The sequence below is a fragment of the uncultured Ruthenibacterium sp. genome, assembly GCF_963558415.1.
Lineage (GTDB): Bacteria > Bacillota > Clostridia > Oscillospirales > Ruminococcaceae > Ruthenibacterium.
In genome coordinates this window covers 1-11,193 of record NZ_CAUWGY010000082.1, presented here as the reverse complement: position 1 = coordinate 11,193, position 11,193 = coordinate 1, and the positions used below count along the sequence as shown (strand labels likewise).

15 protein-coding genes and 2 tRNA genes are annotated in these 11,193 nt (G+C 40.2%); 9 read left to right on the top strand and 8 right to left on the bottom strand.

Features of this window, described 5'->3' with window-relative positions; all coding sequences use genetic code 11:
* From AB5H98_RS11250 to AB5H98_RS11215, 8 genes are all read left to right on the top strand, one after another.
* Positions 1-731, top strand: a 731-nt coding sequence (locus AB5H98_RS11250) for a class I SAM-dependent methyltransferase (protein WP_367925989.1), incomplete at its 5' end; no start/stop codon positions are given.
* 5 nt (positions 732-736) lie between these two features.
* Entirely contained in the window at positions 737-1,621 is an 885-nt protein-coding gene (hslO, locus tag AB5H98_RS11245) for an Hsp33 family molecular chaperone HslO (protein ID WP_367925988.1), read from the top strand.
* Positions 1,622-1,695: 74 nt separating this feature from the next.
* A tRNA-Gly gene (locus AB5H98_RS11240) sits at positions 1,696-1,771 on the top strand.
* Positions 1,772-1,811: 40 nt separating this feature from the next.
* Positions 1,812-1,886: transfer RNA gene (locus AB5H98_RS11235), tRNA-Cys, on the top strand.
* Positions 1,887-1,974: 88 nt separating this feature from the next.
* Complete coding sequence (tgt, locus tag AB5H98_RS11230) at positions 1,975-3,105, top strand: tRNA guanosine(34) transglycosylase Tgt (RefSeq protein WP_367925987.1); 1,131 nt, start codon at positions 1,975-1,977, stop codon at positions 3,103-3,105.
* 88 nt (positions 3,106-3,193) lie between these two features.
* A complete protein-coding gene (gene yajC, locus AB5H98_RS11225) occupies positions 3,194-3,526 on the top strand; it encodes a preprotein translocase subunit YajC (RefSeq protein WP_367925986.1) in 333 nt (110 codons plus the stop codon).
* 67 nt (positions 3,527-3,593) lie between these two features.
* Positions 3,594-4,022, top strand: coding sequence for a TIGR04086 family membrane protein (locus AB5H98_RS11220; RefSeq protein WP_367925985.1), 429 nt, complete (start codon positions 3,594-3,596; stop codon positions 4,020-4,022).
* 24 nt (positions 4,023-4,046) lie between these two features.
* Positions 4,047-4,679 (top strand): hypothetical protein, encoded by a 633-nt coding sequence (locus AB5H98_RS11215; RefSeq protein ID WP_367925984.1) that lies wholly within the window; start codon positions 4,047-4,049, stop codon positions 4,677-4,679.
* Between the two features lie 26 nt (positions 4,680-4,705).
* On the opposite strand, the gene AB5H98_RS11210 is transcribed toward AB5H98_RS11215, so the two are convergent.
* The 8 genes from AB5H98_RS11210 to AB5H98_RS11175 all read right to left on the bottom strand — a co-directional run bounded on the left by AB5H98_RS11210 (position 4,706) and on the right by AB5H98_RS11175 (position 10,730).
* Positions 4,706-5,776, bottom strand: coding sequence for a tyrosine recombinase XerC (locus AB5H98_RS11210; RefSeq protein WP_367925983.1), 1,071 nt, complete (start codon positions 5,774-5,776; stop codon positions 4,706-4,708).
* Between the two features lie 62 nt (positions 5,777-5,838).
* On the bottom strand, positions 5,839-6,705 hold the full coding sequence (locus AB5H98_RS11205) for a hypothetical protein (RefSeq protein ID WP_367925982.1): 867 nt from the start codon (positions 6,703-6,705) through the stop codon (positions 5,839-5,841).
* A 180-nt stretch (positions 6,706-6,885) separates the two neighbouring features.
* On the bottom strand, positions 6,886-7,737 hold the full coding sequence (locus AB5H98_RS11200; protein WP_367925981.1) for a zonular occludens toxin domain-containing protein: 852 nt from the start codon (positions 7,735-7,737) through the stop codon (positions 6,886-6,888).
* A 224-nt stretch (positions 7,738-7,961) separates the two neighbouring features.
* A complete protein-coding gene (locus tag AB5H98_RS11195) occupies positions 7,962-8,150 on the bottom strand; it encodes a hypothetical protein (protein WP_367925980.1) in 189 nt (62 codons plus the stop codon).
* Positions 8,151-8,459: 309 nt separating this feature from the next.
* Entirely contained in the window at positions 8,460-8,687 is a 228-nt protein-coding gene (locus AB5H98_RS11190) for a hypothetical protein (RefSeq protein WP_367925979.1), read from the bottom strand.
* Positions 8,688-8,691: 4 nt separating this feature from the next.
* Positions 8,692-8,853 (bottom strand): hypothetical protein, encoded by a 162-nt coding sequence (locus AB5H98_RS11185; protein ID WP_367925978.1) that lies wholly within the window; start codon positions 8,851-8,853, stop codon positions 8,692-8,694.
* 217 nt (positions 8,854-9,070) lie between these two features.
* On the bottom strand, positions 9,071-10,462 hold the full coding sequence (locus AB5H98_RS11180; protein WP_367925977.1) for a hypothetical protein: 1,392 nt from the start codon (positions 10,460-10,462) through the stop codon (positions 9,071-9,073).
* Positions 10,463-10,481: 19 nt separating this feature from the next.
* Positions 10,482-10,730, bottom strand: coding sequence for a hypothetical protein (locus AB5H98_RS11175; protein WP_367925976.1), 249 nt, complete (start codon positions 10,728-10,730; stop codon positions 10,482-10,484).
* A 141-nt stretch (positions 10,731-10,871) separates the two neighbouring features.
* Between AB5H98_RS11175 and AB5H98_RS11170 the strand changes: the two genes are divergently transcribed.
* Positions 10,872-11,015, top strand: a complete 144-nt coding sequence (locus AB5H98_RS11170; RefSeq protein WP_367925975.1) for a hypothetical protein — start codon at positions 10,872-10,874, stop codon at positions 11,013-11,015.
* Positions 11,016-11,193 lie beyond the last annotated feature (178 nt).

Sequence of the window (11,193 nt, the reverse complement as noted above, 5' to 3'; positions counted from 1 at the left end):
CTTTTGCAGACGTCTATGATGCGTTTAATGAAGATGCAGATTATCTCGCACTCCACAGCGCCTTAAAAAAGCGCCTGGATGCCTTTAACATACGAGATGGCATTCTCATCGACCTAGGGTGTGGAACGGGGGATTTGACGCTTCTATTGGCGCAGGATGGATATGACATGATCGGCGTCGATCTTTCGGATGAAATGTTGAGCATTTTGCGTGAAAAGGCGGAAGAAAAGGGAGTACATAACCTTCTTTTGTTGTGCCAAGATCTAACGGAACTTGATTTATATGGAACTGTACGTGCGGCCGTTTCAACTTTTGATACCTTAAATCATATAGGGCCTTTTTCACAGTTTTCGAAAGCATTAAAACGCGCGGCTCTTTTTGTAGAGCCGGGTGGTATTGTGCTTTTTGATATGAATACTCCATTTAAACATAAGCAAGTGTTGGGAAATCAGGTTTTTGAACTAGAAGCAGAAGATGTTTTTTGTACTTGGAGCAATCATTTGGATGAAAAAAATCATTTAACAGATATTCAAATTGAAATCATTGATAAGGAAACTGCAACACGCGAAGTGGAGCTTTTTCAAGAATATTATTACACTATGCCCGAGATTGAAATGGCTTGTCAGCAGGCAGGACTTCAAATTATAGAAGTATGTGATGGCGAAAATTTTGGGGCGTTGCGCCCGGACAGTGAGCGTTATTTGATTACGGCATTGAAAAAGGAGATTTGATGAATATGGCGAGATTATTGCGGGCCATTTCAGAAAATGGTGGGGTCGTTTTTTATGCAATCGATTCTACGGAAATTGTGCGTGAAGCAGAACGTATTCATAAGACGAGTGCGGTTACGTCTGCGGCATTGGGAAGATTACTTACAGCAGCGAGCCTTATGAGTGCGACATTAAAGCGGGATTCGGATTCTATCACACTTCGAATGAAAGGGGACGGACCTGCGGGATTGGTGCTGGCTGTAGTGAATGGCTCTGGCGAAGTAAAAGGATATATACAAAATCCGATTGTTGAATTGCCGTTGCGTCCAGACGGAAAGCTGGATGTGGGAGGAGCAATCGGACATAATGGAACTTTAAGTGTTGTAAAAGACTTGGGCCTGAAGGAACCTTATGTAGGACAAGTCCCTTTGATTAGCGGAGAAGTTGCTGAAGATATTACCTCTTATTATGCTACGAGTGAACAGATCCCTACCGTTTGTGCATTGGGTGTGCTGGTTGACCGGGATTTGTCCATTTTGCATGCGGGGGGTTATTTGCTACAATTACTCCCGGGTGCTTCGGAGGAAGAAATTACTCGCCTTGAGAATAACGTTCAAAGCATGGACAGCATTACACATATGTTGCAACAGGGCATGCAATTGGAAGAAATTATGGAACGGGTTCTGGATGGTTTTGCACCTCAAATTTTAGATGAACAACAAAGTTTTTACCGATGCGACTGTACAAAAGAACGTGTAGAGCGAGCGCTGATATCCATTGGAAAGCTCGAACTGGAAAAAATGGTCAAGGAGGACCCGATCGCCCAAGTGTCTTGCCAATTTTGCGATAAAACGTATAAAATAGATCTTAGACAGTTGCTTTCCAATTTAGAGAAAAAAACGGAAAAATAATTGGGAAAAAGTGTTGACAAAACGAAAAAAATCAGTTAAAATAAATCTCGCCGCTTGAGAAGGCGGCAAGAAATGCGGCTTTAGCTCATCTGGTAGAGCGCCACCTTGCCAAGGTGGAGGTAGCGAGTTCGATCCTCGTAAGCCGCTCCATATGGCGCTGTGGTCAAATACTGCAGCGCCAAAATATTATGGTGCCGTAGCCAAGCGGTAAGGCAACGGTCTGCAAAACCGTTATGCACCAGTTCAAATCTGGTCGGCACCTCCACAGTCGGAGCAAGTGATACTACTTGCTCCGTTTTTTCTTGTTAAGTTAAAGCGTATTGTTGACTTTGCAATCGGAAGAGGAATTAGGAATGTATCACTTAATTAAAACGGAGAATCATGCTCGCAGAGGTTGCTTTGAAACGGTTCATGGAACCGTACAGACTCCTGCATTTATGAATGTAGCGACGGCGGGCGCAATTAAGGGTGGATTATCTGCATTTGATTTAAAGAACAATGATTGCCAGGTAATGCTTTGCAATACCTACCATTTACATCTTCGTCCTGGAGACGATAAAGTGGCCATGCTAGGGGGACTTCATCGTTTTACTCGTTGGAATGGACCTATTTTGACTGATAGTGGCGGATTTCAGGTGTTCAGTCTGTCCAAACTTCGCAAAATTACCGAAGAAGGGGTTACATTTGCTTCTCATTTGGATGGACGGCGTATTTTCATGGGCCCGGAGCAGAGTATGCAGATTCAGGCGAATTTGGGTTCTACAATTGCAATGGCGTTTGATGAATGCATGGAAAATCCAGCGGAATATCATTATGCAAAAGCATCTTGTGATCGTACTGTTCGTTGGTTGAAACGGTGTAAGACCGAAATGCAGCGCTTAAAACAATCTGGTCAAGCAATCAACCCCAATCAGCTCTTATTTGGCATTAACCAAGGCTGTTGCTACGACGATCTTCGCATTGAGCATATGCGCGAAATCGCTGAGTTGGATTTGGATGGATATGCAATTGGAGGATTGGCCGTCGGAGAACCTAAGGAAGAGATGTACCGCGTCATTTCGGTAGTCGAAGAGCATATGCCAAAGGATAAAATTCGCTACTTGATGGGAGTAGGTACGCCAGGAAATATTCTGGAAGCTGTGCGGCGCGGTGTAGATTTGTTTGACTGTGTGATGCCAAGCAGAAATGCTCGACACGGCCATTTAAATACTTGGCAAGGGATTATCAATATCAAAAATGCCAAATATGAATTGGATGAGAGTCCGGTAGATTCTGAGTGCGATTGTGAGTGCTGCCGAAACTTTTCACGTGCTTATTTGAGACATCTCTTTAAAGCGGACGAGATGCTTGGAATGCGACTTGCAGTAATGCACAATTTGCATTTTTATAATCATTTGATGATTCGCATTCGTCAGGCACTGGATGAAGGAAACTTTGATGCATTTTATCGTCGCTATGTGGATGTATTAGATCGACGGATCTAATCCGGGAAATTTTGTGAAAAGACTTGCATACAAGGCCCTTTTTCGATATACTGTTTTATAATGTCACGTATTATGAGGAGGACAAACAATGGATGAATCAATGGGGTTGATTGGCACTTTTATCCCTCTTATTTTGATGGTCGTTTTGATGTATTTTCTTTTGATTCGGCCACAGAATAAAAAGGAAAAGAAAGCTGCTGAGATGCGTAATTCGATTGAAGTAGGCGATACAGTTACTACAATCGGCGGCGTTGTAGGCCATGTGCAAAGCATTAAAGAGGATACCTTTGTGTTAGAAACTGGTTCTGATCGCGTGAAGCTGCGCTTCAAACGTTGGGCAATTCAAGAGGTCGAAAAGTTGAATATGGAAGGAAACTCCAATTCTTCTGATACTTCTAAAAAGGACAGTTCAAAAAAATAAAAACAATTTCATAAAAAAATCCCCTCCATGCATAAACTTTATTAGTTGAGCATGGAGGGGATTTTTTATGTTGAGAAAAAAACGTGGAAACCGGACAGGGAATGAGAGTGCGGTTTTTAAATTTATTCCCAGTTTTTTGTTTAGTGCACTATTGGCTGTCGCATTGACTGCAGGTTTTTGTGCGCTTATAGCAAATACAATGTGCAATATAGATATTAAACCATCTTTATTAGTGACCTTCACAACGGTCTTACTTGGAATTGCAATTTTGCTCTCAAGTTTGGTCTTTTCGCTGATAAACAGGGGTGGAATTTTATCAGGAACTGTTTTGGCAACGGTATTTTTTGTGATTCTATGTGTTTGCTCCTTTGCTTTATATCGCATTCCCTTTACCGAATTATGGATAACAAAGGGCGTAACACTGCTTATTTCGGGGGCCCTAGGTGGATATATTGCAACACTGTTGCAGGAACGTAAACGAAAAATAAGGCATTAAAAAGCAAAGGAGAGGATTACAAGAATGCTGGCAACAAGAAAAAGGCTTCGTGCACGTCGCAGACCGGTTCCTATTAGGAAAGATGTTGGGCAATTGCTCCCGGTGATTTTGGCGTGTATTTCTCTTTTGGGAATTCTTCTCGGAAGTGTTTGGGAGGCATGTGCACGATACTCGCAAAATGAGTACGCCAATTATTTTGTATTACAATATTTAGAGCGATACGACTATGTATCATTTGCTCCTTTGTTTAAAGCTTTGATTTGGCCGGCTCTTTTACCACTCTTATTTTTGATTTACAATAGCTTCAGTTGTATAGGCAGTCCGTTTATATTTTTTGTGCCTTTACTAAAAGGTTTTTCCATTGGAAGTATATCCGGATATTTATATTCGACCCATGGTTTACATGGAATGGCAGCAGTATTGATTTTATTTTTTCTACCTCAAATATTACAACTATGGGCAATTATTTTTCTTTCGGAAAATGCGGCTAACGCTTCCTTTGGACTTTTGCTAACTCATTTTTCTGGGCAAATTCTTGATGAAAAATTCCGATTGGGTTGTGCGCTTCGTGCTTTTGGTCAATCAATGCTATTGACAGTTGTTTCTTGTTTGATTGAAAGTGCACTTTCAATTGTATTTGCGCCAATTCTGTTATAAAAAAGGAAAGGGCAGCGATGAAGATTTCATTTTTCATCGCTGCCTTTTTTCCCTTTATTGAGTTTCTGTTTCTTAGATGATTCGTTCTGATCAAAATCAATATTGGCAAAAGGAGATGCTTGAGCCGCCTCTTTTAATTGCGCATTTCCCAGATGAGTGTAAATTTCGGTTGTAGATACGTGGGCGTGTCCCAGAATCTCTTTTAGCGCTAACATATCAACATGACCTTCTTGATACATCATTGTCGCTGCTGTATGACGCAATTTATGGGGCGAAAAACCACGTCCTGACAATCCAGCAGTGCCGAGACATTTCTCTACAATTTGCTGCACTCTGCGAGCGGACAGCCGCTTTCCTGTCCGTTTAGAAACGAAAAGAGCTTGTTCATCCTTCAAATTAAGCATTTTTGCCCGCTCTACGCAAAGACGATGCAAAGCAGATTTACAAGCATTATTTAGATAGACAAGCCTTTCTTTATCACCTTTGCCAATGATTCGAATGGTACCATCTTCCTGAAGATCCGTTATATTGATATTGACAAGTTCGCTTAAACGCATGCCACAATTGAGAAACAAAGTGATAATGCAATAATCTCGCTCGTAAAAATCAGATTGTATATTTTTTAACAATTCCACGCCTTCAGACAAAGATAAATATTTAGGCAATCTTTTTCTGATTGCAGGCGTTTCTACATCATCGGTTGGATTGTTTTTCAAAATTTTTTTCTTATTGCAGAGATATCGAAAAAAGCCTTTTAAGCTCGATAATTTTCTGGCTCTCGTGGTCGCTCCGTTATCGCGTTCACGGGTTACATAATGGAGGAATTCATAAATTTCAGAAGTAGTAATCGATTCAATAAAAGTCAAATCAATTTCAGAAATTGAAATTTCGTCCAATGGAGTTTGTGATGCAACCAATCCACGATGTAACTTTAAGAAACGAAAAAAAGTTCGCAGATCAATATAATAACCGTTTACCGTTCGCGGCGATAATCCACGAATTGTTTCGCTGTTATAAAGAAATTCAACAACCAATGCAGGACAATCTTTATAGTCGCCGTGTTTATTTGGTTTACGCGAGTCGATGTAGCTGCTCAAAGCTTTTCACGCTCCCCTATATTTCGCTAAATTTTTATTTAGCGAAATACGCTCTTTTAAATTCATTGTGTACAGTATAGCATATCAAAGGTCAAAGGTTCAAATATGTATTCTTCCATCTGTTCCCTAGACATATCCTTAGGAATATCCTGATCATGAAGATCAGTACAACATTCCCCAAACCAAACAGGAAGAACATTTCCAACAACCTGTTCCGATGAAGCCCAAGATATTTTACAAAATTCATCTTCATACTGTGCAGACTGAAAAGGAAAAGGAACATCATCAACATCAAAAACCAAAAGAGGCCGCTGCAAACCTTTAGAACAGAAATACAGATGCTTAGACTTAGAAAGTTCTGAAAGAGATTTAGTAATATACTTTGATACATACGCGGCACAAGCTTCATAGTGCTTAATCAAACTACAATCGAAATGCCCAAATTTTCGACTGTATCGATTCCAACGTATATACCCCTTTGTATTAGGTATCTCTTTAAGCTTCTGAGTAATCCTATCTCGAACAGTAATATACTTCGGAACAGAAAACTCACTCGCAGGGATACCACGAACGACACCATGAAAATGCCATGCACCATCTTTGTGCTGTTCAGGTACCACCAAATAACGGAACCCCGGAGAAACACGAAGAAAATTGTTGAACCATTTCGTAAGAGACTTCACACAAGCACGAAGATCAAACCGCATTTCAGGGTCAGAAAAAGTAAAAGTACAAAAATACTCAAAACGATTACAAAGTATCAAATCACGTATCATGCGACGAGAACGACAAAGACTCTCATCTAATTTGTACTCATGCTGAGAAGGTTCAGCCCTCGCCCCACCTATTGGACGATATCCCTTAAATCCGATCACACGAAAATGCTTATCCTGAGCGGCTTCATACTCGTATAACCGGAGGTAGCCCATAGCACCACACCCCCTGCTATTTCCTAGGTTTCTGCCACTTTTTGAGTGATATACGTTATGAGGTCAAGTGCCCTCAAAAGTTTTAGTTAATGCTAAATCTGGGGGAACTAGTTCCCCCAGCCCCCTAAGACTTGGGCGACGCGTAGAAAAGATTAAGTGCCAAACACCAATAAAGAGAATTTAGTCCTGCTGATCAGGACGATGAGAGAAAAACTCATCGAAATTAATCTCCTCAGGAGCCAGATCAACCTCCTCATCTGCCCTATCTTTCGTTTTCCAAAGCCAACGAGCGAGACGATCAGCACCGACAACGTGGGCGAAATTCGCCGCCAGAGTATGAAACACAACGCGATAAGGTACCGGCTGAAACTCATGCTCATCGAGAGGCCAGTGCTTGACCGGAAGCAACGGAGCCGCGAAGCTATCAAAAGATTTAGCCCACCTTGGAATTAATGTGAGAGTACGACTGCCCGCCCAAAAGAACAGTATACTATCAAATTTTAAGTTTTCATCGATTCTTGAAGGCTGATCCGCTGAGGCTTCTGTGAGCACACACTTTTTTAAAATACGCTTGCCATAAGCGAAAATACGAAATTTTTTCTCAATCAAATACATATCATCAGTCAGATCACGAAGTTTTTTATCAATATCAAATGTCTGACTAAACAAATAGACCTTAACTCTATAATGCCTTTGCAGTTTAAACCAATCCCGAACTTCTGGCTTAAAATCCTTAAAATGACGATTGTCCCAAATCATACCAACCTCATCAACAAGAAGAACACTGTTCGGCGGAAGCATTTTGAATCCAATGTCCTTGTCATCAATCAAATAGCATCCAGGCAAAGGCACATTTGCAAAAACACTCTTGCCCCTTCGCGTTGCATCATGGGCAATCTTGGTCATTGTAGTAGTTTTACCACTACCCTTTTTTCCGAATATCATTGTCAAAGTATACGGATTCGAAAACGGAAGAGTTGAAATTTGAAAAGCAACAATAAAAAAGAGAATTGAAATTGCGACCATAAACATAAAAAATCACCAATCACAAAGAAAAAGAAAAGTCACCACGGACAATCCTCCGGATAAGAGAAAGAATAAAAATCCAAAAAAGAACCATCCACATCAATTTAAAAAAATCCATAGACCAAAAAGAAATCAAAAACTGAAAAGGAATCAAAAGAAGATCATACATTTTCAATACCTCAAAAGAGAGTGCCGGCCGGAACCAACACCGGCCGGCACTAATGAAAAAGTTAATTGCGAGAAAGGATACGACCCATAATACCGATTACACCGCCGGCGAACAGGAAAATGACGGTGAAAAGCAGAAAAGGACTACCAACAATAGTAGTAGCAGCCTCAGTCACACAAGACAAAATCTCGGTAAAAGCAGCAGTTAGATCAGTTAAAAAAGCAGTCATAGCAGTAGGTTCTCCTTCCATTTTAAAATTACCTCCTAACGAAGCAGATTGTATATTTTCCACACCAAGCACAAAACGCCCAGTGAAAGGAACAACTGAAAAAGCCAGATAGAAAAAAGAGAATTAGTAGCCGTCAAAAGCGCGGAAAAAATCCAGTTGACAGCCTCCGTAAAGCCCTCAGGCATCGCCAAACACCCCACTTAATACGGTTTAACGAGCGAATAAAGGAAGCGAAAGAATACCCCAACAAGAACCAAAAAAAGCAAAAAGCCGCAGGTATATACCAAGGAGTCATCTGGAGAAAATCCAGCCATGACTTGATTAAAAAGATCATACATCGCGCCACCTCGGAAAGAAAAGTTTCAACACAAGACCCGTACCAACCAACAAGACCAAAAACCAAAGAGCCTGAGGAAGGAATCCAATTAATTTTTCCCACCAACCAGTCAGCAAAGAAACGAAAGAATCAAACGTATTCATAAAAGTACGAAAATCTGCACGAACATCGGTTAAAAGGTCTATTAACTGATTAAATTCATCCCGGTAATCATAGTACATAAATTCACCCCTTCAACAGTAGTGACCTAATCACCACGATCAAAAGACACAGACCCAACAAAAAACCGAACATTGATACACCTTCGACAAGCTGCCACCCCTTAAGGAAACCAAAAAAACTCTGGACGAACTGCGGCAACCATCCAAAAAGAAGTGGATTTTCCATTTTCAGTTCCTCCCAACAATCAGTAGTATGACAGATATCGTTACACCCATGGAAAGAAAAACTACCAAAGGAGCAGGAACATACGCAAAAACAGTAGTTAAATAGGTCAAGAACTGAGGTATCATCAAAAAGAATTGAACAAGCCCTTGAACCATATTTAAAAGGAGCTGAAATACAGTGAAGATAGCATCCGCTATACTAGAGAAAAACTCAAGCACTATCCACCACCCCCATCATCATCTCGATGGGAACGCCGGACAGCTCCGGCCACTCGAGCGCCACGCCCCAAAAGCAAAACACAAAGACCAATCATTAAAGAAAGTACAACTACTTGAGTAGGAGAATTGTTCCAAATCATCAAAAATATGGAACCGATATATGTAATACCAGCAGCAGCATCAGCCCAATTCCCAAGACCAAAATCCAACTGAGCAGTATAATCAGCGACATTCTGAAATATTTGAGAATCGAAATCATCTAACTGAGAAACACTAGACTGAACCTGATCAGTAGCCTCAGACTGAGACGAATTAACAGAACCGCCGAAAGAATCCTCCAAATAGACCTGATCAGGCACAGGAGAAATAGAAACCATTAAATACCCGCCAGCTTGTAGAGGTACAGGCTCACTAAAAGAAAACTTAACAGCAGAAAAAGGAGCAGTATAAGGAGCCTCAAAAGTAAAAGAAATAGTAGTCAAATATCCGAAATCAGATACAGCGGCATTGTAGACAGTCTCAGCATTGAAATTAGATATAGGCTGCCGAACATTATGATATGCGAAGAAATCAAAAACACCAGCAGAAGAAGAAGGGAAAGAAAAAGATATAATATATTGACTACCCTTCAATAAAACAGGAGTATTAATCTGTTCAGTTCCATACGGCTTTGATGCAAAAGTAATAGAATACAAATTAGCATCAAAGGACGAGAAAAAAGGAGAATCAGACGCAACCGGCGTTAGCTGCCACCCAGTATAGTCAGGTTGATCAGAATAATTAGAAAAATTAAAATACTTAGTCGACAAAGTGAACTTTTGACTTAAGACGCCATACTGAGGCTCATAAAGATAGTCATATAGACGATCCTGATTCTGTATCTGAATTTCCTGATTGTGTATCTGTGTTTCCTGATTCTGTATCTGTGTTTCCTGATTCTGAATCAAAGTATCGATTTTAGTATCAATAGATTGAAGCCTAGCAGAAATATCACGAGTCAGATCATTCAAAACATCCTGTTTATCGCCGATTAAGCCCAAATTCCAACCGACAGTATTCAGAAGATTAGTATTAATACCACCAAGAACAGTACTAATAGTAGCCAATTGATTCGAGATATTTTGCAACGAATAATTAAAATTAGTATTAATACGATTCCAAATGTTCTGAATATTGGTACGAATACTACTCAAATTACTAGAATCAGTAGTACTAAACTCAGCATAGGCCGGATTAAAATTCATGCAACAGGCCAGAAGAACAACCATAGAAAGAATACGAGGGAAAGAACGCCGAAAACCCAAAAAAAGTGCTTTAAAATAGTCAAAAGACATTTCATTGAAATCACCCTTCAAAAAAGCGGGGAAAAAGGAAAAAATACGCTTTTTCACTCTCCCCGCCTCCCTACGATTAAAGTTCTACGATAGACTTGACACGATTCCAACGATCATAGTTAAAATCAACATCCACAGACAAAAGACCATCTCGAGGACAGCCACACTGTTTTTCCCAAGCATCGAACACCGCACCGGGCACCTTTACACGTTCGACCCGTTGACCAATCATTCGATCATCATCACTCAAACAATGCAGATTAAAAAACCGATATGAACGGCCCTCAAACTCTCCTGTTCTTTCTTCTATACCCACAATACGCATCCATTTTCACCACCTATTAAAAAATATTTTATCAGATAATATCTGACTAAGAATATAATATAAAATCTGATTTTATCAGTCAAGCGCTTTTGACTTATAAAATCAGATTTTGTAAGATATTACAAGACTGGAGGGAAAAATATGGATGAAAAAATAAAAAAAACAATTATATTCGAAAAAGACCTTCACGACAAAATAACAGAACTAGCAAAAGAAAGTGAAAGAGACTTTACAAAACAAGTAAAATTCATGCTAAGACAATACCTAGAAATACAAAAAAAATAGGGACTACTTAAGTAGTCCCTATTTATCTATGTGCGTATTTCCGCTAAATAACCTTTTCGCGAAGTGGGCCGCGGCTCTCTAGCGTTCACCGTTGGGCCGCCCCACTTCGCGAAAGTTATACTCTTTAGCGAAATACGCTCTTTTAAATTCATTGTGTACAGTATAGCATATCAAAGGT